The sequence below is a fragment of the Kitasatospora sp. NPDC001527 genome, assembly GCF_040298605.1.
GTDB lineage: Bacteria > Actinomycetota > Actinomycetes > Streptomycetales > Streptomycetaceae > Kitasatospora.
This window is the reverse complement of the sequence record NZ_JBEPAM010000037.1, coordinates 1-23,979: the sequence shown is the minus strand read 5'-3', so window position 1 is coordinate 23,979 and position 23,979 is coordinate 1. Positions and strand designations below refer to the sequence as shown.

The following is a 23,979-nucleotide window of genomic DNA, read 5'->3' as shown; positions in this document are numbered from 1 at the left end:
AACGGTCCGGCGGCCCTCGTGCATGGTCACCGGGGCGGCGTATGGTGGTGCCTACTCGTCAGTAACCCGGCGTGCCGGCGGCCCGCACCCGTCGGCGACCCGCAGCGAAGGGCAGGCCACCCCCATGACCACGGCGATCCGCAGCGAGTTCGACCAGGGCATCGCCCTCACCCCGCACCCGGACGAGCCGGGCCGGTACGACGGCGAACTCGGCGCCGGCTGGCAGATCGGCGGCGGCGTCAACGGCGGACTGCTGCTGGCCGTGGCCGGCCACGCGCTCTCGCTCGCGCACGCCGCCCACCCGGAGGGCGCCGGCCACGCCGACCCGGTCTCGATCAGCGGCTACTACCTCTCCGCCGCCACCCCCGGCCCGGTCACCGCGCGCACCGAGGTGATCCGCGCCGGCCGCTCGCTGTCCACCGGCACCGCCGCGCTCAGCCAGGACGGCGTGGAGCGGCTGCGGGTGGTCGCCACCCACGGCGACCTCGCCGCCCAGGACGGCGAGGTGCGCACCAGCGCCGTCCCGCCGCAGCTGCCGCCGCCCGACCAGTGCATCGGCGTCGAGCACGCGCCCAGGGAGCTGATCGCCCAGGCCGCCCTGCTGGAGCGCTTCGACATGCGGCTCGATCCGGCCACCATCGGCTGGGCGCTCGGGCAGCCCTCCGGCACCGGCCGGATCCAGGGCTGGTTCCGGCTCGCCGACGGCCGCGACCCCGACCCGCTGCTGCTCCTGCTGGCCGCCGACGCCCTGCCGCCGGTCAGCTTCGACCTCGGGATGCCCGGCTGGGCGCCGACCGTCGAGCTGACCGTGCACCTGCGCGCCAAGCCCGCGCCGGGCTGGCTGCGGCTGGTGCACGCCACCCGGAACGTGGCCGGCGGGTACTTCGAGGAGGACGCCGAGGTCTGGGACGAGACCGGCCGCCTGGTCGCCCAGTCCCGCCAACTGGCCCGGCTGCCCCGGTGATTCGCCCGCTCGACGGTGGGCCCTCGGCTCGCGCGGGGGCGGCCCCGGCCGGGACGGTGTGAGCGGGCGTGCACGGCGAGTGACCGGCGCGCCGCGCGTGGGGCGGGTGCGCGGGGCGTGAGCGGCGGGCCGCACAACCGTGCGTGACCCCAAGCGCCTGATTCACCCTCGGTTACAGTCCTGTGACACGTCGTACGTGTGCGCCACGCGGGGCGGGGGAGGACAAGGTCGGCGGTCCCACCCGCCGCCGCCCCGTCCGCCCCGTCCGAGGAGCCCCGATGAGCCGCAACGGCCGCGCCCGCCGCACCCCCGACTGCACCGCCGCGGGTGCCCGCCCCCGGGCCCGCTCGCGCGCCGCCGACCGGGAGGGGACCTGCGAGCGGCAGCGGGCCGAGGGCGCCGGCCAGGCCTTCGTGATCGGTGTGCTCACCAGCCCCGCGGACTTCGAACGGGCCCGCGCCTGGGGGCTGTCCGACGCGCCCGACCACGAGCAGTACCTCAAGGAGACCGCCGAACTGCTCGCCGACGCCCGGCGCCGCTTCGACACCGTCCGGGCCCGGATGTTCCACCCGCAGGACTTCGCGGAGTTCTGCCTGCTGCACGGCCTCGACCCGGCCGAGCCGGCCGCCCGCGACCGCTACCTGGTCAACCCGCCGCTGCGCACCCAGCTGCTCGCCTACCAGGGCGAGGAGCTGGCCGGCGACTTCGTCCCCCGGCTGGTCCGGGCCCGCGAGAACGGCCTGACCCTGCGCCACGCCGACCTGCTGCTCGACGGCCGGCTCTCCGGGGAGCGCGACGACCTCGTGCGCGGCGCCTACGAGCGCGGCGCCGAGGTGTTCCGCCGGATGCTGCTCGGCGCCGGCAGCGGGGTCTACGAGCTGCGCCTGTCGGTGGACGCTCCCGGCGGGCGGCTGTCCGCGGCCGCCCGGGTGCTCCAGTGGGAGGACGGCGTGGTGCGGATCAACGACGAGGACCTCGAACTGCTCTGCGCGGTGCTCTGCACCGGGCTGGCCCGCGAGCTGCCCGGCCTCGCGGTGCTGCACGGCGCCCAGGGCAGCGCCGCGGCCTGCGGGGAGTACCGCCCGACGGCCTGGGCCTGGGCCAGCGAGGGCCGGGTCTGGACGCCCGCCGCGGGGCCGGTGCGGCTGGACGGGGTGGCCGCCGAGCCGGGCTACCGGCTGGAGACGGTCTGCTGACCGCCCGGCAGCGCCCGACCGCCCCGGGGGCGCGCGCGACTGCCCGGGAGGTGCGACCGCCCCGGAGGCGCCTGGGCGCCCCGGGAACGCCGCGGCGCGGCACCCCTCGCGGGGGCCGCGCCGTGACGTTTCTGCAGGTGTCCGCCGTTCCCGTGGACGGGAGAACCGGCGGGGAGACCGGCCGGAGCCGGTACGGCGAGCCTCAGCTCGCGTCCTCCTCGCGCACCGCGCGGCGCGCGTCGGGGTTGAGCACGCCCCAGGAGATCAGCTGCTCGGTGAGGATCGACGGCGACTGGTCGTAGATCACGGCCAGGGTGCGCAGGTCGTCCTGGCGGATCGACAGTACCTTGCCGTTGTAGTCGCCGCGCTGGCTCTGGATGGTCGCCGCGTAGCGCTGCAGCGGGCCGGCCTTCTCGGACGGGACCTGGGTCAGTCTCTCCAGGTCGAGGACGAGGCGCGGCGGCGGCTCGGCCGCGCCGCCGGGCGTGCCGCCGGGCAGCAGCTCCTGCACCGGGACCCCGTAGAACTCCGCCAGTTCGGCCAGCCGCTGCACGGTGACCGCACGGTCGCCGCGCTCGTACGAGCCGACGACGACTGCCTTCCAGCGCCCCTGGGACTTCTCCTCGACACCATGCAGGGAGAGCCCCTGCTGAGTGCGGATGGCTCGGAGCTTGCCTCCGAGCTGCTTCGCGTAGTCGCTGGACATTGATCTCCCCGGACGAGATTGCTTCGCGTTCAGTGGTGGGTCACGGGCGATTGCCGACGCCGTTACCGGTGGGTTCGACGGCCGTCTCGTAACTCACTGTGAGGTTACGTAGAGTGAGGTAGTTGCGTCAAGCCGAATGGGGCAGTCGTGCGAATGGGCCGCATCACCCGTGCGTCCGGTGCGTGAACCACGGGGAGCGGAACGATGGCCGTCGGTTGGCCGCGGAATACACGCTGGTAGGATGACCGGAGCCCGCGCCGCAGTCCGGCGGGGGCGTCCCCAGACATCCTTTAAGGCCCGTCCCGTGAGGCGGGGAAGGAGGTCCGCTTCGGCATGACCGCACACCAGGAATCCGCTCCGAGGCCGCCGCACCAGGTGCTGGACGGCACGGACATCGCCCGGGTCATCACCCGGATAGCGCACGAGATCGTCGAGCGCGCCAAGGGCGCCGAGGACGTCGTGCTGCTCGGCATCCACACCCGGGGCGTCCACCTCGCCCGGCGGCTGCACGCCCGGCTCGCCCAGATCACCGGCCAGGACATCCCGCTCGGCACCCTGGACATCACCATGTACCGGGACGACCTGCGGCTGAAGCCCGCCCGCGCCCTGGAGCACACCGAGATCCCGCCCGGCGGCATCGACGGCAGGCTCGTCGTCCTGGTCGACGACGTGCTCTTCTCCGGCCGCACCATCCGCGCCGCGCTGGACGCCCTCAACGACATCGGCCGCCCGCGCGCCGTCCAGCTCGCCGTCCTCGTCGACCGGGGCCACCGCGAGCTGCCCATCCGCGCCGACTACGTGGGCAAGAACCTCCCCACCTCGCTGCGCGAAGCCGTCCAGGTGCGCCTGGCCGACCGCGACGGCGTCGACGCCGTGCTCGTCGGCGACCGCGACTTCGCCGCGCGCTCCTCCCAGGCCCTGGCCGCCCAGCCCACCGAACCGCACCTCCCGGAGTAACCCGCGTGAAGCGCCACCTCGTGTCCGCAGCCGATCTCAGCCGCGACGACGCGCTGCTCATCCTGGACACCGCCGAGGAACTCGCCCAGCTCTCCGGCCGGGCCGTCAAGAAGCTCCCCACCCTGCGCGGACGGACCGTCGTCAACCTCTTCTTCGAGGACTCCACCCGCACCAAGACCTCGTTCGAGGTCGCCGAGAAGCGCCTGTCCGCGGACGTCATCAACTTCTCCGCCAAGGGCTCCTCGGTCTCCAAGGGCGAGAGCCTCAAGGACACCGCCCTCACCCTGCAGGCCATGGGCGCCGACGCGGTCGTCATCCGGCACCACGCCTCCGGCGCGCCGGCCCGCCTCGCGCAGTCCGACTGGCTGCACGGCAGCGTCATCAACGCCGGTGACGGCACCCACGAGCACCCCACCCAGGCGCTGCTCGACGCCTTCACCATGCGCCGCCACCTCAACCCGGGCTCCGGCCACGACCTGGCCGGGCGGCGGGTGACGATCGTCGGCGACATCCTGCACAGCCGGGTCGCCCGCTCCAACGTCCACCTGCTCACCACCCTCGGCGCCCAGGTCACCTTCGTCGCCCCGCCGACCCTGGTGCCGATCGGCATCGAGAACTGGCCCTGCGAGGTCAGCTACGACCTGGAGCGCGTGCTCCCCAAGACCGACGCGCTGATGATGCTCCGGGTGCAGCGCGAGCGGATGAACGCCGCGTTCTTCCCCACCGAGCGCGAGTACACCCGCCGCTACGGCCTGGACGGCGTGCGGATGGCCCAGCTGCCCGAGCACGCCATCGTCATGCACCCCGGCCCGATGGTCCGCGGCATGGAGATCACCGCCGAGGTCGCCGACTCCCCGCGCTGCACCGTGGTCGAGCAGGTCGCCAACGGCGTCTCCATCCGGATGGCCGTGCTCTACCTGCTGCTCGGCGGAGCCACTCTCACCGACACCCCCCGCACCGACTCCGTGGAGACCGCTCAGTGACCACCTACCTGATCCGCAACGCCCAGATCCTCGGCGGTGCCCCGCAGGACCTCCACATCGCCGACGGCGTGATCCGGGAGATCGGCACCGGTCTGGTCGCCGAGGCCGACATCGAGATCGACGCCACCGGCCTGATCGCCCTGCCCGGCCTGGTCGACCTGCACACCCACCTGCGCGAGCCCGGCCGTGAGGACGCCGAGACCGTCCTCACCGGCACCCAGGCCGCCGCGAAGGGCGGCTTCACCGCCGTCCACGCCATGGCCAACACCTTCCCGGTGGCCGACACCGCCGGCGTGGTCGAGCAGGTCTGGCGCCTCGGCCAGGAGTCCGGCTACTGCGACGTGCAGCCGGTCGGCGCCGTCACCGTCGGCCTGGAGGGCAAGAAGCTCGCCGAGCTGGGCGCGATGCACGACTCCGCCGCCGGTGTCCGGGTCTTCTCCGACGACGGCAAGTGCGTCGACGACGCGGTGATCATGCGCCGCGCGCTTGAGTACGTGAAGGCCTTCGACGGCGTCGTCGCCCAGCACGCCCAGGAGCCGCGGCTCACCGAGGGCGCCCAGATGAACGAGGGCCAGGTCTCCGGCGAGCTGGGCCTGGGCGGCTGGCCGGCCGTCGCCGAGGAGGCGATCATCGCCCGCGACGTGCTGCTCGCCGCGCACGTCGGCTCCCGGCTGCACGTCTGCCACGTCTCCACCGCCGGTTCGGTGGAGATCATCCGCTGGGCCAAGGCCAAGGGCTGGGACGTCACCGCCGAGGTCACCCCGCACCACCTGCTGCTGACCGACGAGCTGGTCCGCTCCTACGACCCGGTCTACAAGGTCAACCCGCCGCTGCGCACCGCCGAGGACGTCCGGGCGCTGCGCAAGGCGCTGGCCGACGGCACCATCGACGCCGTCGCCACCGACCACGCGCCGCACCCGGCCGAGGACAAGGACTGCGAGTGGGCCGTGGCCGCGATGGGCATGGTCGGCCTGGAGACCGCGCTGTCCGTGGTGCAGCAGACCATGGTCGACACCGGCATGCTCAACTGGGAGGGCGTCGCCGACCGGATGTCGCACCGCCCGGCCCGGATCGGCCGGCTCGCCGGCCACGGCCGCCCGGTCTCGGTGGGTGAGCCCGCCAACCTGGTGCTGTTCGATCCCGCGTACCGTGGTGCCGTGAACCCCGACAGCTTCGCCACCCGCTCCCGCAACACCCCCTACAAGGGCCTCGACCTGCCCGGCCGGGTGCACGCGACCTTCCTGCGCGGCACCGCCACCGTGCTGGCCGGCGAACTGGTCGAGCAGGGCGGGCTCGCGTGAGTTCCGCCCTCCTGCTGGCCCAGGAACAGGCCAGGGTCACCAACTGGCCGGGCTACCTCGGCTGGACGGTCGGCCTGGTCCTGGTCATCGGCCTGGTCTACTGGCTGATGCGCCAGGGCTGGAACTGGCGGCGCACCCTGCAGTCCGGGCTCGCCCCGCTGCCGGCCGTGCCGGAACGCGCCGGCCGGACCATCCTGGAGACCAGCGGCCGCTACCACGGCACCACGACCGCCGGGAACTGGCTGGACCGGGTCGTCGCGCACGGCCTGGGCACCCGCAGCCGCGCCGACCTGACCCTCGGCGCGCACGGCCTGCTGGTGGAGCGCCCCGGCGACGTCGACTTCTGGATCCCCGCCGAGCACCTGACCGGTGCCCGGACGGACTCCGGGATCGCCGGCAAGGTCGTCCCCTCCGGCATCCTCGTGGTCACCTGGACGCACGAGGACACCGAACTGGACTCCGGGTTCCGGTTCGACCACCCCGACGAGCACACCGCCTGGGTCGAGGCGATCACCGAGCTCGCAGCAACACGTACGACGAAGAAGACGGAAGAGGCCGCGTCATGACCGCACCTGCCCCCACCACGCAGCGCCAACGGCGGGAGCGCCCGTTCTCAGAGCGTGCGGCCGCCGTGCTCGTCCTGGAGGACGGCCGGACCTTCCGCGGCCAGGCCTACGGCGCGAGGGGCGAGACCTTCGGCGAGGCGGTCTTCAACACCGGCATGTCCGGCTACCAGGAGACCCTGACCGACCCCTCGTACCACCGCCAGGTGGTCGTGATGACCGCCCCGCAGATCGGCAACACCGGCTGGAACGACGAGGACGACGAGTCCAAGCGGATCTGGGTCGCCGGGTACGTCGTCCGCGACCCCGCCCGGGTCGCCTCCAACTGGCGCTCGCGCCGCTCGCTGGACGAGGAGCTGGCCGAGCAGGGCATCGTCGGCATCAGCGGCATCGACACCCGGGCGCTCACCCGCCACCTGCGCGACCGCGGCGCCATGCGCTGCGGCATCTTCTCCGGCGACGCGCTGGCCGACCCGGCCGCGCTGCTCGCCAAGGTGCAGTCCTCGCCCGAGATGAAGGGCGCCGACCTGTGCGCCGAGGTGGCCACCACCGAGCCGTACGTGGTGCCCGCGATCGGTGAGAAGAAGTTCACCGTCGCCGCCCTGGACCTCGGCATCAAGGCGATGACCCCGCAGCGGATGGCCGAGCGCGGCATCGAGGTGCACGTGCTGCCGGCCGACGCCACCCTGGAGGACGTCTACGCGGTCGAGCCCGACGGCGTGTTCTTCTCCAACGGCCCGGGCGACCCGGCCACCGCCGACCACCAGGTCGCCGTGGCGCAGGGCGTGCTGGAGCGCAGGACCCCGTTCTTCGGGATCTGCTTCGGCAACCAGATCCTCGGCCGGGCGCTGGGCTTCGGCACCTACAAGCTCAAGTACGGCCACCGCGGCATCAACCAGCCGGTCCAGGACCGCACCACCGGCAAGGTCGAGGTCACCGCGCACAACCACGGCTTCGCCGTCAACGCACCGCTCGACAAGGTCAGCGACACGCCCTACGGCCGGGTCGAGGTCTCCCACGTCTGCCTCAACGACGACGTGGTCGAGGGCCTCCAGGCGCTGGACGTGCCCGCCTTCTCGGTGCAGTACCACCCGGAGGCCGCCGCCGGCCCGCACGACGCGGCGTACCTCTTCGATCGGTTCGTCGAGCTCATGCGAGGCGACAACAAGCACAGCGTGAAGCTCATGGAGGGCCAGCGTGCCTAAGCGCACTGACATCAAGTCCGTCCTGGTGATCGGGTCCGGCCCGATCGTGATCGGCCAGGCCGCCGAGTTCGACTACTCGGGCACGCAGGCGTGTCGGGTCCTGAAGGCCGAAGGCCTGCGGGTCGTGCTGGTGAACTCGAACCCGGCGACGATCATGACCGACCCGGAGATCGCCGACGCCACCTACGTCGAGCCGATCACCCCCGAGTTCGTCGAGAAGATCATCGCCAAGGAGCGCCCCGACGCGCTGCTCCCCACCCTGGGCGGCCAGACCGCGCTGAACACCGCGATCTCGCTGCACCAGGCGGGGACGCTGGAGAAGTACGGCGTCGAGCTGATCGGCGCCGACGTCGAGGCGATCAACAAGGGCGAGGACCGCGAGCTCTTCAAGGGCGTGGTGGAAGCGGTGAACGCCAAGATCGGGCACGGCGAGTCCGCCCGCTCGGTCATCTGCCACACCATGGACGAGGTCCTCGCCGGGGTCGACACCCTGGGCGGCTACCCGGTCGTCGTGCGCCCCTCCTTCACCATGGGCGGCGCCGGCTCCGGCTTCGCGCACGACGAGGAGGACCTGCGCCGCATCGCCGGACAGGGCCTGACGCTCTCGCCGACCACCGAGGTGCTCCTGGAGGAGTCCATCCTCGGCTGGAAGGAGTACGAGCTGGAGCTGATGCGCGACAAGAACGACAACGTCGTGGTCGTCTGCTCCATCGAGAACTTCGACCCGATGGGCGTGCACACCGGTGACTCGATCACCGTCGCCCCGGCGATGACGCTCACCGACCGCGAGTACCAGATCCTGCGCGACATCGGCATCGCGGTGATCCGCGAGGTCGGCGTCGACACCGGCGGCTGCAACATCCAGTTCGCCGTCAACCCCGTCGACGGCCGGGTCATCGTCATCGAGATGAACCCGCGCGTCTCCCGCTCCTCGGCGCTCGCCTCCAAGGCCACCGGCTTCCCGATCGCCAAGATCGCCGCCAAGCTGGCCGTCGGCTACACCCTGGACGAGATCCCCAACGACATCACCGAGGAGACCCCGGCCTCCTTCGAGCCGACCCTCGACTACGTCGTGGTCAAGGTCCCGCGCTTCGCGTTCGAGAAGTTCCCGTCCGCCGACGCCACGCTGACCACCACCATGAAGTCGGTCGGCGAGGCGATGGCGCTGGGCCGCAACTTCCCCGAGGCGCTGCAGAAGGCGCTGCGCTCGCTGGAGAAGAAGGGCTCCCAGTTCACCTGGGTCGGCCCGGTCGGCGACAAGGCGGAGCTGCTGGCCAAGGCGGTCGTGCCGACCGACGGCCGGATCAACACCGTGATGCAGGCGATCCGCGCCGGCGCCACCCCCGGGGAGGTGTTCGAGGCCACGAAGATCGACCCGTGGTTCGTCGACCAGCTCTTCCTGCTCGACGAGATCGCCGGCGAGCTGGCCGAGGCGCCCGAGCTCACCCCGGAGCTGCTGCGGCACGCCAAGCGGCACGGCTTCTCCGACCAGCAGGTCGGCGAGATCCGCGGGCTCAGGCCCGACGTGGTCCGCGAGGTCCGGCACGCGCTGGGCATCCGCCCGGTGTTCAAGACCGTCGACACCTGCGCCGCCGAGTTCGCCGCGAGGACCCCGTACTTCTACTCGTCCTACGACGAGGAGAACGAGGTCGCCCCGCGCACCAAGCCCGCGGTGATCATCCTCGGCTCCGGCCCGAACCGCATCGGCCAGGGCATCGAGTTCGACTACTCCTGCGTGCACGCCTCCTTCGCGCTCGCCGAGGCCGGGTACGAGACCGTCATGGTCAACTGCAACCCGGAGACCGTCTCCACCGACTACGACACCTCCGACCGGCTCTACTTCGAGCCGCTCACCCTGGAGGACGTGCTGGAGATCGTCCACGCCGAGCAGCAGGCCGGCCCGCTGGCGGGTGTGATCGTCCAGCTCGGCGGCCAGACCCCGCTCGGCCTGGCGCAGGCGCTGAAGGACAACGGCGTGCCGATCGTCGGCACCCAGCCCGAGGCGATCGACCTCGCCGAGGAGCGCGGCGCCTTCGGCCGCGTGCTGCGCGAGGCGGGCCTGCCGGCCCCCAAGCACGGCACCGCCTTCTCCTTCGACGAGGCCAAGGCCATCGCCGACGAGATCGGCTACCCGGTCCTCGCCCGCCCGTCCTACGTGCTGGGCGGCCGCGGCATGGAGATCGTCTACGACGAGGAGTCGCTCGCCTCCTACCTGGAGCGGCACGCCGGTCTGATCTCCGAGCACCCGGTGCTGATCGACCGCTTCCTCGACGACGCGGTGGAGATCGACGTCGACGCCCTCTACGACGGCACCGAGCTCTACCTCGGCGGCGTCATGGAGCACATCGAGGAGGCCGGCATCCACTCCGGCGACTCCGCCTGCGCCCTGCCGCCGATCACCCTCGGCGGGTACGACATCAAGCGGCTGCGCGCCTCCACCGAGGCGATCGCCCGCGGCGTCGGGGTGCGCGGTCTGATCAACATCCAGTTCGCGCTCTCCGGGGACATCCTGTACGTCCTGGAGGCCAACCCGCGCGCCTCGCGCACCGTGCCGTTCACCTCCAAGGCGACCGCGGTGCCGCTGGCCAAGGCCGCCGCCCGGGTCTCGCTCGGCGCCACCATCGCCGAGCTGCGCGCCGAGGGCCTGCTGCCGGCCGACGGCGACGGCGGCACGCTGCCGGCCGACGCGCCGATCGCGGTCAAGGAGGCCGTGATGCCGTGGAGCCGCTTCCGCGACGTGCACGGCCGCGGCGTGGACACCGTGCTCGGCCCGGAGATGCGCTCCACCGGCGAGGTCATGGGCCTGGACCGGGTCTTCGGCACCGCCTACGCCAAGTCCCAGAGCGGCGCGTACGGCGCGCTGCCGACCAAGGGCAAGGTCTTCGTCTCGGTCGCCAACCGCGACAAGCGCAACCTGGTCTTCCCGGCCCGGGCGCTGGTCGGCCTCGGCTTCGAGCTGCTCGCCACCGCCGGCACCGCCGAGGTGCTCCAGCGCGGCGGCATCCCCGCCACCGTGGTGCGCAAGCACAGCGAGGGCGAGGGCCCGAACGGCGAGAAGACCATCGTCCAGCTGATCCACGACGGTGAGGTCGACCTCATCATCAACACGCCGTACGGCACCGGCGGCCGTCTCGACGGCTACGAGATCCGCACCGCCGCCGTGGCCCGCGCCGTGCCCTGCCTGACCACCGTCCAGGCCATGGGTGCCGCCGTCCAGGGCATCGACCGGCTGCTGCGCGACGAGGTCGGCGTCATGTCGCTCCAGGAGCACGCCGAGCTGATCAACGCCGGCCGCGCCAAGTAGCACCACTCCAGTGGGGGGCACCAGTACCGCCGGGTGCCCCCCACTTCCATGCCCTGGGAGGACTTTGTGTACAAGCTGCTGTTCGACCTCGTCTTCAAGAAGATGGACCCCGAGAAGGCCCACCACCTGGCCTTCTTCTGGATCCGGCTGGCCTCCTCGGTGCCCGGCCTGCGCGGCCTCGTCCGGCTGGTGCTCGCCCCGCGCGACCGGGCGCTGCGCACCGACGCCCTCGGCCTCGCGCTGCCCGGCCCGTTCGGCCTGGCGGCCGGCTTCGACAAGAACGGCGTCGGCATCGACGGCCTGTCGATGCTCGGCTTCGACTACGTCGAGATCGGCACCGTCACCGGCGAGGCCCAGCCGGGCAACCCGCAGCCGCGGCTGTTCCGGCTGGTCGAGGACCGCGCCCTGATCAACCGGATGGGCTTCAACAACCAGGGCTCGGCCCGGGTCGCCGCCCGGCTCGCCGCCCGTCCGCACACCAGCTCCACCCCGGTGGTGGGCGTCAACATCGGCAAGACCAAGGTGGTCGAGGAGGCCGACGCGGTCGCCGACTACGTCAAGTCCACCGAGCGGCTGGCCCGTTACGCCGACTACCTGGTGGTCAACGTCAGCTCGCCGAACACCCCGGGGCTGCGCAACCTGCAGGCCGTCGAGCACCTGCGCCCGCTGCTGAGCGCGGTGCGCGAGGCCGCCGACCGGACCACCCCGCACCACGTGCCGCTGCTGGTCAAGATCGCCCCGGACCTGGCCGACGAGGACATCGACGGGGTCGCCGACCTCGCCCTGGAGCTGGGCCTGGACGGCATCATCGCCACCAACACCACGATCGGCCGCGAGGGCCTGCGCAGCGACGCCGCCCGGGTGAAGGAGATCGGCATGGGCGGCCTGTCCGGCGCCCCGCTCAAGGAGCGCGCGCTGGAGGTCCTCCAGCGGCTGCGCGCCCGCACCGGCGGCCGGCTGGTGCTGGTCTCGGTCGGCGGGATCGAGACCGCCGAGGACGCCTGGCAGCGCATCGTGCACGGCGCCGACCTGGTCCAGGGCTACAGCGCCTTCATCTACGAGGGCCCGCTCTGGTGCCGCCGCATCCACCAGGGCCTGTCCGCCCGCGTCCGGGCCGGCGGCTTCCGCGACCTGGCCGCCGCCGTCGGCAGCGCGGTGGACACGCGCACGGCCTCCTGAACCCTCCTCTCACGCTCTCCGGAAGGACGTCATGACCCTCGCCCCCTTCGGCACCCGCCTGCGCCGCGCCCTCGACACCCGCGGCCAGCTCTGCGTCGGCATCGACCCGCACGCCTCCCTGCTGGCCGCCTGGGGCCTGGAGGACACCGTCGCGGGCCTGGAGACCTTCAGCCGCACCGTCGTCGAGGCGCTGGCCGGGCAGGTGGCCGTGCTCAAGCCGCAGGCCGCCTTCTTCGAGCGCTTCGGCTCCCGGGGCGTCGCCGTCCTGGAGAAGTCCGTCGAGGAGGCCAGGGCGGCCGGCGCGCTCGTCCTCATGGACGCCAAGCGCGGCGACATCGGCTCGACCATGGCCGCCTACGCCGAGGCCTTCCTGTCGCCCGGCAGCCCGCTGTTCTCCGACGCCCTGACGGTCAGCCCCTACCTGGGCTTCGGCTCGCTGCGCCCGGCGCTGGACCTCGCCACCGCCAACGGCGCGGGCGTCTTCGCGCTGGCGCTCACCTCCAACCCGGAGGGCGCCGAGGTGCAGCGTGCCGTGGGCGCGGACGGCGAGCCGGTGGCGGCCGCCGTGCTGCGGCAGCTGGCCGCCGCGAACGCCGGTGCCGAGCCGCTGGGCTCGTTCGGCGCGGTGGTCGGGGCGACGCTGGCCGACGCCGGCGTGGACCTGGCGATCAACGGCCCGCTGCTCGCCCCCGGGATCGGTGCCCAGGGCGCGACCATGGCGGACCTGCCGCGGGTCTTCGGCGCCTCGGTGCGCAACGTGGTGCCCAGCGTCAGCCGGGACGTGCTGAGGCACGGCCCCTCGGTGGAGGCGCTGCGCTCGGCCGCCGACCGTTTTGTCCAGGAGTACGCCGACGCGGTCAAGTAGCGGACGCGGAGGCGGGGTTCGCTCCTGGCGAACGCCGCGCGGTGCCGCCGTGACGTGCTGCGACGGCCCGCGGGGACGGCGGCTTGACGTGAGCGCCGTCACATCGGTGGCGCCCAAGGTTCGCAATCACGGTCATTTTGCCCGGGAAAGTCCTGGTCGGCCTTGGCTGACCAGGACTTTTCGTGTTCTTTTCCTGACGTGGAGCCGCAATCCGGGTAGTGTCCGGCGATAGGTCACTGAAGAGCCGCGATTCCCGCTGCTCCCGCAGGTCAGGGGCGGCGAGTTCGCCCTCTGGCCGGTGTCCTGGGAACCACAACAGTCAGAGTTCAATCCCTTCCATCCACACCTGAGGTGAACGGCGTGGCTCTTCCGCCCCTTACCCCTGAACAGCGCACCGCCGCGCTCGCCAAGGCCGCCGAGGCTCGCCGGGAGCGCGCCGAGGTGAAGAACCGGCTCAAGCACTCCGGCGCCTCCCTGCACGAGGTGATCAAGGCCGGCAAGGCCGACAACGACGTGATCGGCAAGATGAAGGTCTCCGCGCTGCTGGAGTCCCTTCCGGGCGTGGGCAAGGTCCGGGCCAAGCAGATCATGGAACGGCTCGGCATCTCCGAGAGCCGCCGTGTCCGCGGTCTCGGAACCAACCAGATCGCCTCCCTGGAGCGGGAGTTCGGCGGCGGTGCCGCCTGACCGTGCCCCGTGGTCCCGGGATCGCCCACGATCCGGGATAATCGGTGCATGAGTGAGCGTCCGCGGCTGACCGTGCTCTCCGGCCCCTCGGGGGTCGGCAAGAGCACGGTCGTCGCTCATATGAGGAAGCAGCACCCCGAGGTCTGGCTCTCGGTGTCGGCGACGACCCGCCACCCGAGGCCGGGCGAGCAGGACGGGGTCCAGTACCACTTCGTCGACAACGACGAGTTCGACAAGCTGATCGCCAACGGTGAGTTGCTGGAGTGGGCCGTGTTCGCGGGGAACCGCTACGGCACGCCCCGCACGGCGGTCCAGGAGAAGCTGGAGCGCGGCGAACCCGTGCTGCTGGAGATCGACCTGCAGGGCGCCCGCCAGGTGCGGGAGTCCATGCCCGAGGCGCAGCTGGTGTTCCTGGCCCCGCCGAGCTGGGAGGAGCTGGTGCGCCGGCTCACCGGCCGGGGCACCGAGCCGCAGGACGTGATCGAGAAGCGGCTGGAGGCCGCGAAGGTCGAACTGGCGGCCGAGCCGGAGTTCGACACGACCCTGGTCAACACCTCCGTCGAGCAGGTGGCGGGCGAACTGCTAGCCTTGCTCGGTGTAGGCTGACCTGTTGTCTTTTCCATCCTTTCGGAAGGTTTTCGCGTGTCCTCTTCCATGACCGCGCCCGAGGGCATCATCAACCCGCCGATCGACGAGCTGCTTGAGGCCACCGACTCCAAGTACAGCCTGGTCATCTACGCGGCCAAGCGTGCGCGTCAGATCAACGCGTACTACTCCCAGCTCGGCGAGGGCCTGCTGGAGTACGTCGGCCCGCTGGTCGACACCCACGTGCACGAGAAGCCGCTGTCGATCGCGCTGCGCGAGATCAACGCCGGCATGCTGACCGCCGAGGCGGTCGAGGCCGCCTGAGGCGGTCCCACCTTCGTGCGAAGGGCCCGTCGGAGTCCGCTCCGACGGGCCCTTCGGCGTTCCCGGACGCGTGTGGGGGGTGCCACAGTGCGGGTGATCGTCGGCGCGCCGTAGGGTTGGCAGGCACCTGAGGACCGCCACGAGGAGAGCTGGGAACATGAGCGGCAGCACGGAGCGGACGGACGCGCCGCGGGTCGTCCTCGGCGTCAGCGGCGGGATCGCCGCGTACAAGGCGTGCGAGCTGCTGCGGCGGTTCACCGAGTCCGGCCACCAGGTGACCGTGGTGCCCACCGCGGCGGCGCTGCACTTCGTCGGCGAGGCCACCTGGGCGGCGCTCTCCGGCCGCCCGGCCGCCACCGAGACCTGGGAGAGCGTGCACGAGGTGCCGCACGTGCGGATCGGACAGAACGCCGACCTGGTCGTGGTCGCCCCGGCCACCGCGGACCTGATGGCCAAGGCGGCCCACGGGCTCGCCGACGACCTGCTGACCAACACCCTGCTCACCGCGCGCTGCCCGGTCGTCCTGGCGCCCGCGATGCACACCGAGATGTGGGAGCACCCGGCGACCCGGGAGAACGTCGCCACGCTGCGCCGCCGGGGCGTGATCGTGCTGGAGCCCGCCAGCGGGCGGCTGACCGGCAAGGACACCGGCAAGGGCCGGCTGCCCGAGCCGTCGGCGATCTTCGACGCCTGCCGCGCGGTGCTGCGCCACGGCGGGGAGCGCACCGACCTGGCCGGCCGGCACGTGGTGGTCTCGGCGGGTGGCACCCGTGAGCCGCTGGACCCGGTCCGCTACCTCGGCAACCGCTCCTCCGGCAAGCAGGGCTACGCGCTGGCGGTCACCGCGGCGGCCCGCGGCGCCCGTGTGACGTTGATCTCGGCCAATGCGGCGCTGCCCGATCCGGCCGGGGTGGAGGTGGTCCGGGTGGCCACCGCGCTGGAGTTGCGGGAGGCCGCGCTGAAGGCGGCCGGGGACGCGGATGCCGTGGTCATGGCCGCGGCGGTGGCCGACTTCCGGCCCGCGGTCTACGCCGAGGGCAAGATCAAGAAGGTCGAGGGCGTCGAGCCGGCGCCGGTCGCGCTCGTCCGCAACCCCGACGTCCTGGCGGAGCTGTCGGCCCACCGCACCCGTTCGGGGCAACTCGTCGTGGGGTTCGCGGCGGAGACCGACGACGTGCTCGCCAACGGCCGGGCCAAGCTCGCCCGCAAGGGCTGCGACCTGCTGGTCGTCAACGAGGTCGGCGACGGCAAGGCCTTCGGCCAGGACGTCAACGAGGCCGTGGTGCTGGGCGCCGACGGCAGTGAGACGCCCGTTCCGGTGGGCCCGAAGGAGGTTCTGGCGGACGTCGTCTGGGACCTCGTCGCGGAACGGCTCGATCCTTCCGTCGGGTGATCTCGAAGGGTGGGCGGACGGTCTTCAATTGCGGAATCGCGTGACGTTTCTCGGTAGCTGACCGTTACACTCCAGGAATCAAGTCTTTCCGGAAGCCCCCGGATCCGTCCGGGGTCTTTCAGTCAGCAGCCGCTGCAACCCCAGGGAGCGCTGTGTCTCGCCGCCTGTTCACCTCGGAGTCCGTGACCGAGGGCCACCCCGACAAGATCGCTGACCAGATCAGCGACACCATCCTTGACGCTCTCCTCCGCGAGGACCCGACCTCCCGGGTCGCGGTGGAGACGCTCATCACCACCGGCCAGGTGCACGTGGCCGGCGAGGTGACCACCAAGGCGTACGCGCCGATCGCCCAGCTCGTCCGGGACAAGATCCTGGAGATCGGCTACGACAGCTCCAAGAAGGGCTTCGACGGCGCGTCCTGCGGCGTCTCGGTCTCGATCGGTGCCCAGTCTCCCGACATCGCGCAGGGCGTCGACACCGCGTACGAGGCCCGTGTCGAGGGTGCCACCCAGAGGGACGACGCGGATGACCTGGACAAGCAGGGCGCCGGTGACCAGGGCCTGATGTTCGGCTACGCGTCCGACGAGACGCCCGAGCTGATGCCGCTGCCGATCACCCTGGCCCACCGCCTCTCGCGCCGCCTCACCGAGGTCCGCAAGAACGGCACCATCCCGTACCTGCGCCCCGACGGCAAGACCCAGGTCACCATCGAGTACGACGGCGACAAGGCCGTCCGCCTCGACACCGTGGTCGTCTCCACCCAGCACGCCAGTGACATCGACCTGGAGTCGCTGCTCACCCCGGACATCCGCGAGTTCGTCGTGGAGCCGGAGCTGAAGGCGCTGGCCGACCAGGGCATCAAGCTCGTCACCGAGGGCTACCGCCTGCTGGTCAACCCGACCGGCCGCTTCGAGATCGGCGGCCCGATGGGTGACGCCGGCCTCACCGGCCGCAAGATCATCATCGACACCTACGGCGGCATGGCCCGCCACGGCGGCGGCGCCTTCTCCGGCAAGGACCCGTCCAAGGTGGACCGCTCGGCCGCGTACGCGATGCGCTGGGTGGCGAAGAACATCGTCGCCGCCGGCCTCGCCCGCCGCGCCGAGGTCCAGGTCGCGTACGCGATCGGCAAGGCCGAGCCGGTCGGCCTGTTCGTGGAGACCTTCGGCACCGAGACCGTGCCGGTCCTCACCATCCAGAAGGCCGTCACCGACGTCTTCGACCTGCGCCCGGCCGCGATCATCCGCGACCTCGACCTGCTGCGCCCGATCTACTCGCAGACCGCCGCCTACGGCCACTTCGGCCGTGAGCTGCCGGACTTCACCTGGGAGCGGACCGACCGCGTGGAGCAGCTGAAGAAGGCCGTCGAGGCCTGATCGGCCGACCCGATCGTTTGACGGCAGGTGGTGGCCGCCCGGCACTCCGGGCGGCCACCACCTGCTGTTTTGTCGGTGGGACCTGGTACTACTTGGGGCGATGAGCAGCACGCAGGGGAGTGACGAGGGCGGGGCGCCGGAGCAGCTGGCGTTCATCCGGGAGACGGTCCGCCGGGCCAAGCCGCGCACCTGGCGCGGCGCCAAGCGGGCCGAGCACCTGCCGGTCGCCCGGGTGGTCGTCGACAAGGGCGTGCTCACCATCGACAAGTTCTTCGACTACGAGGTGCCCGCCGCGATGGCCGAGGAGGCCCGGCCCGGCGTGCGGGTGCGGGTGCGCTTCGGGGCGCGCGTGGTCAAGGGCCAGCGCGAGGGCGGGGAACTGCACGACGGCTTCATCGTCGCCCGGCTGGAGAAGAGCGACTTCCCCGGCCCGCTCGCCCCGCTCGCCCAGGTCCTCTCGCCCGAGCCGGTGCTCACCCCGCAGCTGCTGCGGCTGTGCCGCACCGTCGCCGACCGGTACGCGGGCACGCTGGCCGACGTCCTGCAGCTCGCGGTGCCGCCCCGGCACGCCAAGGCGGAGGCCGAGCCCTCGCCGCCGCCCCGCCCGCGCCCGGCGGCGCCCGCGCCCGGTGGCTGGTCCCGCTACCCGGCCGGCCCGGACTTCCTCGCCGCGCTGGCCGGCGGCGGCTCGCCCCGGGCGGTCTGGACGGCGCTGCCCGGCCCCGGCTGGCCGTACGAGATCGCCCGCGCCGTCGCCGCCACCCTCGCGGGCGGGCGGGGCGCCCTGGTGGTGCTGCCGGACGGCCGCTCGGTGGCCCGGGTCGACCGGGCGCTGACCGAACTGCTCGGCGAGGGCCTGCACGCCGTGCTGGCCGCCGACCTCGGCCCGCGCGAGCGCTACCGGCGCTGGCTCCAGGTGAGCCGCGGCTCGGTGCACGCCGCCGTCGGCACCCGGGCCGCGATGTTCGCGCCGGTGCACGACCTCGGGCTGGTGGTGGTCTGGTCCGACGGCGACTCCAGCCACAGCGACCCGCGCGCCCCGCACCCGCACGTGCGGGAGGTCGCCCTGCTGCGCGCCGCCGAGGAGGGCGCGGCCGTCCTGCTCGGCGGGCACGCCGTCACCGTGGAGGGCGCCCAGCTGGTGCGCACCGGGTGGGCCCGGTCGCTGGCCGCCGACCGGGAGACGGTGCGCCGCACCGCGCCGCGGGTGCGCACCGTCACCGACCAGGACCAGCACCGGGACGCCGCGGCGCAGGCCGCCCGATTGCCCTCGATCGCCTGGGAGGCGGCCCGCGAGGGCCTGGCGGCCGGCGGGCCGGTGCTCATCCAGGTGCCCCGGCGCGGCTACGTGCCCCGGCTGGCCTGCGGACGCTGCCGCACGCCCGCCCGCTGCCGCCGTTGCGAGGGCCCGCTGGAGGCGGCCGGGGCGGACGCGCCGCTGCGCTGCCAGTGGTGCGGGGAGGAGGAGCGGGACTGGCACTGCCCGGAGTGCGGCTCGTTCCGGCTGCGGGCGCAGGTGGTCGGCGCCCGGCGGACGGCCGAGGAGCTGGGCAAGGCGTTCCCGCGCGTCCCGGTGCGCACCTCGGGGCGGGACGCGGTGCTGACGACCGTCCCGGACGAGCCGGCGCTGGTGATCTCCACGCCCGGCGCCGAGCCGGTCGTCGAGGGCGGGAGCGGGTACGCGGCGGCGCTGCTGCTGGACGGCTGGGCGCTGCTGAGCCGGCCCGACCTGCGGGCCGGGGAGGAGGCGCTGCGGCTCTGGACGGCCGCCGCGGCGCTGGTGCGGCCGTCCGCCGAGGGCGGGACGGTGGTGGTGGTCGCCGAGCCGACGGCGCGGCCGGTGCAGGCGCTGGTGCGCTGGGACCCGCTCGGGCACGCCGGGCTGGAGCTGGACGAGCGCTCCCAGCTGCACTTCCCGCCGGTGGCCCGGATGGCCTCGGTGAGCGGCAGTCCGGCGGCGGTGGCGGACCTGCTGAACCTGGTCCGGCTGCCGGACGAGGCGGACGTGCTCGGGCCGGTGCCGGTGGCGGCGCTGCGGGGGGAGGAGCAGGAGCGGGCGCTGCTGCGGGTGCCGCCCGGGCAGGGCGCGGCGCTGGCGGCGGCGCTGAAGGCGGCGCAGATCGCGCGGATCGCGCTGCGGACGCCGGAGGTGGTCAAGGTGCGGATCGATCCGATGGACATCGGCTGACGGGCGCCGACGGACGGGCACCGGCTGGCCGGTGCCGGCTGGTAGGTGTCGGCGGGTGTGCGGGACCGGACGTCGGGTGAGGGGCGCGGTGTCGGTACCCGCGGCCCTCACCCGGCGTCCGGGGTGCGTCAGCCGCGCAGCGGGACGCCGGGGCGGTCCAGTGCGCCGCGGTCGATCGGGGGGCGGTCCAGCGGCGGGCGGTCCAGCGGGGGGCGGTCCAGTGCGCTCCGGTCCAGGCCGCTCCGGTCGAGGCTGCTGCGGTCCAGGCCGCCCTGGCGGGCGGCGGGGACGGTCGCGGCCAGGCCGGCCGGGGCGGGGGAACGGTCGTGCTCCGGCGCGTGGGCGGCGGTGTGCGCGGCCGCCGGGGCGGGGACGGGCAGCTCCTCGGAGCGGTCCGGACGGCCCTGGCCCGGCACCGCTCCGCCCGCCGCCAGCAGCTCGCTGGTCGGCCGGCGCATCCCGTACCGGCGGTGCACCGCCTGCTTGGTGACCCCGAGGGCCGAGCCCACCGAGTCCCAGGAGAAGCCCAGCGCGCGGTCGAACTCGACCGCCGCCGCCACCAGCGTCTCCACGCTCTCCCGCAGCTCCTGCGCCAGGCGCACCGTCGGCGCCGGGGCCCGCCCGTACACGACGAAGCCCGCCGAGGTGCTGGGCCGGCGAGGCCGGTAGACGTTGCCCAACTGGGCGGTGAGCGTCCGCAGGGCGTCGACCTGTCGCCTCACCCGCTCGATGTCCCGCACCAGCAGGTGCAGGCTCGCCCGCGCCCGGGCGTCGTGGTTGATCTGCTCGGCCATGGCCTACGTGCCACCTTCCGTACGGTTCGCTCGGCCGGAGCGCCCTTCCCGCGCGCTCCGGCCACGGTCAATCCCACTTGACCAACGCCGGACCGCCCGCCGGGGTCACGCAGGCGGGGCGAGCGGGATGTGCCGGAACCCGCGCGGGGCGGATTGCATAGACTGGCCGACGGCCGCGTGCACGCTGCTCGGCCCGCTCGTCAGGAGCAGCCCGACCCCCGCACCCGGACCCCGACGGACAGGAGCCCGCATCCGTGGCGATCCAGCCGATCCGCATCTTCGGAGACCCCGTCCTGCGCGCCACCGCCCAACCCGTCACCACCTTCGACAAGGAGCTCCGGACCCTCGTCAAGGACCTCACCGACACCATGCTCGACGCCCCCGGCGCCGGCCTGGCCGCGCCCCAACTCGGCGTCTCCCTAAGGGTGTTCACCTATCACGTGGACGGCGTCACCGGGCACCTGGTGAACCCGGACCTGTCGCTCAGCGAGGAGGAGCAGGAGGGCCCCGAGGGCTGCCTCTCGCTGCCCGGCCTGCGCTACGACACCCGGCGCGCGCACGGCGTCGTCGCCCGCGGCTTCAACGTGTACGGCGACCCGGTCACCATCGAGGGCACCCAGCTGCTCGCGCGCTGCATCCAGCACGAGACCGACCACCTCGACGGCATCATCTTCATCGACCGCCTCGACACCGAGCGGCGCAAGGCCGCGCTCAGGGCGATCCGCGAGGCCGACTGGGGCTCCGGCCCCGCGCCGGTGGTCAAGGTCTCCCCGCACAGCACCTTCGGCGCCGCGCGCTGAGCGCCGCCGCCCACGTCAACTCAGTACAGCAGAAAGGCACTTGATGCGCCTCGTGTTCGCCGGCACCCCCGAGGTCGCCGTTCCCGCCCTGGACGCCCTGCTGGCCTCCGACCGGCACGAGGTCGTCGCGGTGGTCACCCGCCCCGACGCCCCCGCCGGCCGCGGCCGCAAGCTCGTCGCCAGCCCCGTCGCCCAGCGCGCCGAGGAGGCCGGGATCGAGGTCCTCAAGCCGGCGAAGCCGAGCGACCCCGACTTCGTCGCCCGGCTCACCGAGCTCGCCCCCGACTGCTGCCCGGTCGTCGCCTACGGCGCCCTGCTGCGCCCCGGCACCCTGGAGATCCCCGCGCACGGCTGGGTCAACCTGCACTTCTCGCTGCTCCCCGCCTGGCGCGGCGCCGCCCCCGTGCAGCACGCGGTGCTGGCCGGCGACGAGGTCACCGGCGCGTCCACCTTCCTCATCGAGCAGGGCCTGGACTCCGGTCCGGTCTACGGCGTGATCACCGAGGAGGTCCGCCCCGCCGACACCAGCGGCGAGCTGCTGGAGCGGCTCGCCCACTCCGGCGCCCGGCTGCTCGCCGCCACCATGGACGGCATCGCCGACGGCAGCCTGCACGCCGTCCCGCAGCCCGCCGAGGGCGTCACCCTCGCCCCCAAGATCACCGTCGAGGACGCCCGGATCGACTGGACCGCGCCCGCGCTGCGGGTCGACCGGGTGGTGCGCGGCTGCGCCCCCGCGCCCGGCGCGTGGACCGGGTTCCGCGGCGAGCGGCTCAAGGTCACCGGCCCGGTGCGGCTGCTGCCCGGTTCCGCCGGCCTCGCGCCGGGCGAGCTGGCCGTCGGCAAGAACAGCGTCCGGGTCGGCACCGGCAGCCACGAGGTCGAGCTCGGCGAGGTGCGCCCGCAGGGCAAGAAGGCCATGCGGGCGGCGGACTGGGCGCGCGGCGCGCGCATCGAGTCCGGCGAGCGGCTGGGCGAGTCCGGCTGAGACCGGTTTTCCGCGTTACTGTTCGAGAGATCCCGCAATAACCCCCGCAGCACTTTGAGGCACATCCCATGAGCACGCCCAGCAGCACCCACGGCACCCCCGGCGCGTCCGGCGCAAAGCGCGCCCCGCGCCCGCACCGGCGCCCGAAGAAGGACCCGGCGCGGATCGTCGCCTTCCGCGCCCTGCGCGCCGTCGACGAGCGCGACGCCTACGCCAACCTGATCCTCCCCTCGCTGCTCCGGGAGGCCGAGCAGAAGGGCATGGACCGGCGCGACGCGGCCCTCGCCACCGAGCTGGTCTACGGCACCCTGCGGCTCCAGGGCACCTACGACGCGATCATCGCCGCCTGCATCGACCGCCCGCTCGGCAAGGTCGACCCGCCGGTCCTGGACGTGCTCTCGCTCGGCGCCCACCAGCTGCTCACCACCCGCATCCCCAGCCACGCGGCCGTCTCGGCCACCGTCGAGCTGGCCCGGGTGGTGCTCGGCGACGGCAAGGCCAAGTTCGTCAACGCCGTGCTGCGCCGGATCAGCGCCCACGACCTGGACACCTGGATCGAGCGGGTCGCCCCGCCGTACGACCAGGACGCCGAGGACCACCTCGCCGTCGTGCACTCCCACCCGCGCTGGGTGGTCGCCGCCCTGTGGGACTCGCTCGGCCGCTGGCAGCCGGACGCCGCCGGGCGCACCGCCGTGGAGCAGCTGCTGCGCGCCGACAACGAGCGCCCCGAGGTCACCCTGGTGGCCCGCCCCGGCCGGGCCACCGTCGGCGAGCTGGCCGACGCGCTGCCCGAGGCCGAGCCGGGCCGCTGGTCCCCGTTCGCGCTGCGGCTCGCCGAGGGCGGCGACCCGGCCTCCGTCGAGGCGGTGCGGGAGAACCGGGCCGGCGTCCAGGACGAGGGCAGCCAGCTGGTCGCGCTGGCCCTCGCCGCCGCGCCGCTGGACGGCCCCGACCGGCTGTGGCTGGACGGCTGCGCCGGCCCCGGCGGCAAGGCCGCGCTGCTCGCCGCGCTCGCCGCCGAGCGCGGCGCGGCGCTGGTCGCCAGCGAGAAGCAGCCGCACCGGGCCCGGCTGGTCGCCCGGGCGCTGGCCGGCAACCCCGGCCCGTACACCGTGATCGCCGCCGACGGCACCCGCCCCGCCTGGCGGGCCGGCGGCTTCGACCGGGTCCTGGTCGACGTGCCGTGCTCCGGGCTCGGCGCCCTGCGCCGGCGCCCCGAGGCCCGCTGGCGCCGCCGTCCGCAGGACGTCGCCGCCTTCGGCCCGCTCCAGCGCGACCTGCTGCGCTCGGCCATCGACGCCACCCGGATCGGCGGCGTGGTCGGCTACGCCACCTGCTCCCCGCACCTCGCGGAGACCCGCGCGGTGGTCGACGACGTCCTGCGCGCCGAGGGCGGCCGGGTCGAGTGGATCGACGCGCGGCCGCTGCTCCCGGGTGTCCCGGCCCTGGGCGAGGGCCCGGACGTCCAGCTCTGGCCGCACCTGCACGGCACTGACGCGATGTACCTGGCGCTGCTGCGCCGTACCAGGCGAAGACCGTGACGGCGACCCGGCCGTCCCGGCCGACCTGCTTGCGGGCGGCGCGGATCAGTGCGGCGTGGCCCTCGTGCAGGGCGCCCATGGTC

21 protein-coding genes and 1 pseudogene are annotated in these 23,979 nt (G+C 73.6%); 19 read left to right on the top strand and 3 right to left on the bottom strand.

From position 1 onward, the window contains the following. Positions 1–124 precede the first annotated feature (124 nt). The gene (locus tag ABT238_RS27510) at positions 125–964 is read left to right on the top strand and encodes a thioesterase family protein (protein WP_350571575.1); all 840 of its coding nucleotides are present in this window, start codon (positions 125–127) and stop codon (positions 962–964) included. A gap of 278 nt (positions 965–1,242) precedes the next feature. Further along, positions 1,243–2,160 (top strand): DUF8829 domain-containing protein, encoded by a 918-nt coding sequence (locus ABT238_RS27505; RefSeq protein WP_350571574.1) that lies wholly within the window; start codon positions 1,243–1,245, stop codon positions 2,158–2,160. 202 nt (positions 2,161–2,362) lie between these two features. On the opposite strand, the gene bldD is transcribed toward ABT238_RS27505, so the two are convergent. Beyond that, on the bottom strand, positions 2,363–2,866 hold the full coding sequence (gene bldD / locus ABT238_RS27500) for a transcriptional regulator BldD (RefSeq protein WP_030056198.1): 504 nt from the start codon (positions 2,864–2,866) through the stop codon (positions 2,363–2,365). Between the two features lie 333 nt (positions 2,867–3,199). Here bldD and pyrR point away from each other — a divergent pair, with 333 nt between their 5' ends. The 14 genes from pyrR (at position 3,200) to ABT238_RS27430 (ending at position 19,776) form a co-directional block, all read left to right on the top strand. Next, positions 3,200–3,823 (top strand): bifunctional pyr operon transcriptional regulator/uracil phosphoribosyltransferase PyrR, encoded by a 624-nt coding sequence (gene pyrR / locus ABT238_RS27495; RefSeq protein ID WP_350571572.1) that lies wholly within the window; start codon positions 3,200–3,202, stop codon positions 3,821–3,823. Positions 3,824–3,828: 5 nt separating this feature from the next. Next, positions 3,829–4,806: an aspartate carbamoyltransferase catalytic subunit gene (locus ABT238_RS27490; RefSeq protein ID WP_350571570.1), complete on the top strand. Its 978-nt coding sequence runs from the start codon at positions 3,829–3,831 to the stop codon at positions 4,804–4,806. After that, positions 4,803–6,107, top strand: coding sequence for a dihydroorotase (locus ABT238_RS27485; protein WP_350571568.1), 1,305 nt, complete (start codon positions 4,803–4,805; stop codon positions 6,105–6,107). The genes ABT238_RS27490 and ABT238_RS27485 overlap by 4 nt, the downstream gene beginning before the upstream one ends. After that, on the top strand, positions 6,104–6,673 hold the full coding sequence (locus ABT238_RS27480; protein WP_350571566.1) for a PH-like domain-containing protein: 570 nt from the start codon (positions 6,104–6,106) through the stop codon (positions 6,671–6,673). The genes ABT238_RS27485 and ABT238_RS27480 overlap by 4 nt, the downstream gene beginning before the upstream one ends. Then, a complete protein-coding gene (gene carA / locus ABT238_RS27475; RefSeq protein WP_350571564.1) occupies positions 6,670–7,875 on the top strand; it encodes a glutamine-hydrolyzing carbamoyl-phosphate synthase small subunit in 1,206 nt (401 codons plus the stop codon). The genes ABT238_RS27480 and carA overlap by 4 nt, the downstream gene beginning before the upstream one ends. Then, positions 7,868–11,179 carry a carbamoyl-phosphate synthase large subunit gene (gene carB / locus ABT238_RS27470; RefSeq protein WP_350571562.1) on the top strand — a complete coding sequence of 1,104 codons (3,312 nt, stop codon included), beginning with the start codon at positions 7,868–7,870 and terminating at the stop codon, positions 11,177–11,179. The genes carA and carB overlap by 8 nt, the downstream gene beginning before the upstream one ends. A 66-nt stretch (positions 11,180–11,245) precedes the next feature. Beyond that, complete coding sequence (locus ABT238_RS27465; RefSeq protein ID WP_350571560.1) at positions 11,246–12,358, top strand: quinone-dependent dihydroorotate dehydrogenase; 1,113 nt, start codon at positions 11,246–11,248, stop codon at positions 12,356–12,358. A 31-nt stretch (positions 12,359–12,389) separates the two neighbouring features. Further along, a complete protein-coding gene (gene pyrF, locus ABT238_RS27460) occupies positions 12,390–13,223 on the top strand; it encodes an orotidine-5'-phosphate decarboxylase (RefSeq protein ID WP_350795547.1) in 834 nt (277 codons plus the stop codon). Between the two features lie 360 nt (positions 13,224–13,583). Further along, complete coding sequence (mihF, locus tag ABT238_RS27455; protein WP_030056187.1) at positions 13,584–13,910, top strand: integration host factor, actinobacterial type; 327 nt, start codon at positions 13,584–13,586, stop codon at positions 13,908–13,910. A 48-nt stretch (positions 13,911–13,958) separates the two neighbouring features. Beyond that, positions 13,959–14,516: a guanylate kinase gene (gmk, locus tag ABT238_RS27450; protein WP_350571558.1), complete on the top strand. Its 558-nt coding sequence runs from the start codon at positions 13,959–13,961 to the stop codon at positions 14,514–14,516. A 36-nt stretch (positions 14,517–14,552) separates the two neighbouring features. Next, positions 14,553–14,819, top strand: coding sequence for a DNA-directed RNA polymerase subunit omega (gene rpoZ, locus ABT238_RS27445; RefSeq protein ID WP_030056185.1), 267 nt, complete (start codon positions 14,553–14,555; stop codon positions 14,817–14,819). Between the two features lie 157 nt (positions 14,820–14,976). Then, positions 14,977–16,212 (top strand): bifunctional phosphopantothenoylcysteine decarboxylase/phosphopantothenate--cysteine ligase CoaBC, encoded by a 1,236-nt coding sequence (coaBC, locus tag ABT238_RS27440; RefSeq protein WP_350571557.1) that lies wholly within the window; start codon positions 14,977–14,979, stop codon positions 16,210–16,212. Between the two features lie 152 nt (positions 16,213–16,364). Continuing rightward, positions 16,365–17,588: a methionine adenosyltransferase gene (metK, locus tag ABT238_RS27435; RefSeq protein WP_350571555.1), complete on the top strand. Its 1,224-nt coding sequence runs from the start codon at positions 16,365–16,367 to the stop codon at positions 17,586–17,588. Positions 17,589–17,688: 100 nt separating this feature from the next. Beyond that, a complete protein-coding gene (locus ABT238_RS27430; RefSeq protein WP_350571553.1) occupies positions 17,689–19,776 on the top strand; it encodes a primosomal protein N' in 2,088 nt (695 codons plus the stop codon). Positions 19,777–19,904: 128 nt separating this feature from the next. On the opposite strand, the gene ABT238_RS27425 is transcribed toward ABT238_RS27430, so the two are convergent. Further along, positions 19,905–20,570 (bottom strand): hypothetical protein, encoded by a 666-nt coding sequence (locus ABT238_RS27425; RefSeq protein ID WP_350795500.1) that lies wholly within the window; start codon positions 20,568–20,570, stop codon positions 19,905–19,907. 254 nt (positions 20,571–20,824) lie between these two features. Here ABT238_RS27425 and def point away from each other — a divergent pair, with 254 nt between their 5' ends. The 3 genes from def (at position 20,825) to ABT238_RS27410 (ending at position 23,896) form a co-directional block, all read left to right on the top strand. Continuing rightward, entirely contained in the window at positions 20,825–21,370 is a 546-nt protein-coding gene (def, locus tag ABT238_RS27420) for a peptide deformylase (protein WP_350571550.1), read from the top strand. A gap of 43 nt (positions 21,371–21,413) precedes the next feature. Then, entirely contained in the window at positions 21,414–22,355 is a 942-nt protein-coding gene (fmt, locus tag ABT238_RS27415) for a methionyl-tRNA formyltransferase (RefSeq protein ID WP_350795488.1), read from the top strand. Between the two features lie 68 nt (positions 22,356–22,423). Then, a complete protein-coding gene (locus ABT238_RS27410; RefSeq protein WP_350795478.1) occupies positions 22,424–23,896 on the top strand; it encodes an RsmB/NOP family class I SAM-dependent RNA methyltransferase in 1,473 nt (490 codons plus the stop codon). A 28-nt stretch (positions 23,897–23,924) separates the two neighbouring features. Here the strand turns inward: ABT238_RS27410 and ABT238_RS38840 are convergent. Next, positions 23,925–23,975 (bottom strand): annotated as a pseudogene (locus ABT238_RS38840) (pantoate--beta-alanine ligase); the annotation flags it as partial. Positions 23,976–23,979 lie beyond the last annotated feature (4 nt).

Coding starts and splice junctions, on each gene's coding strand:
- fmt (WP_350795488.1), top strand. CDS start 21,414: ATGCGCCTCGTGTTCGCCGGCACCCCCGAGGTCGCCGTTCCCGCCCTG.
- ABT238_RS27410 (WP_350795478.1), top strand. CDS start 22,424: ATGAGCACGCCCAGCAGCACCCACGGCACCCCCGGCGCGTCCGGCGCA.
- ABT238_RS27425 (WP_350795500.1), bottom strand. CDS start 20,570: ATGGCCGAGCAGATCAACCACGACGCCCGGGCGCGGGCGAGCCTGCAC.
- coaBC (WP_350571557.1), top strand. CDS start 14,977: ATGAGCGGCAGCACGGAGCGGACGGACGCGCCGCGGGTCGTCCTCGGC.
- ABT238_RS27430 (WP_350571553.1), top strand. CDS start 17,689: ATGAGCAGCACGCAGGGGAGTGACGAGGGCGGGGCGCCGGAGCAGCTG.
- ABT238_RS27510 (WP_350571575.1), top strand. CDS start 125: ATGACCACGGCGATCCGCAGCGAGTTCGACCAGGGCATCGCCCTCACC.
- pyrR (WP_350571572.1), top strand. CDS start 3,200: ATGACCGCACACCAGGAATCCGCTCCGAGGCCGCCGCACCAGGTGCTG.
- ABT238_RS27505 (WP_350571574.1), top strand. CDS start 1,243: ATGAGCCGCAACGGCCGCGCCCGCCGCACCCCCGACTGCACCGCCGCG.
- gmk (WP_350571558.1), top strand. CDS start 13,959: ATGAGTGAGCGTCCGCGGCTGACCGTGCTCTCCGGCCCCTCGGGGGTC.
- pyrF (WP_350795547.1), top strand. CDS start 12,390: ATGACCCTCGCCCCCTTCGGCACCCGCCTGCGCCGCGCCCTCGACACC.
- bldD (WP_030056198.1), bottom strand. CDS start 2,866: ATGTCCAGCGACTACGCGAAGCAGCTCGGAGGCAAGCTCCGAGCCATC.
- carA (WP_350571564.1), top strand. CDS start 6,670: ATGACCGCACCTGCCCCCACCACGCAGCGCCAACGGCGGGAGCGCCCG.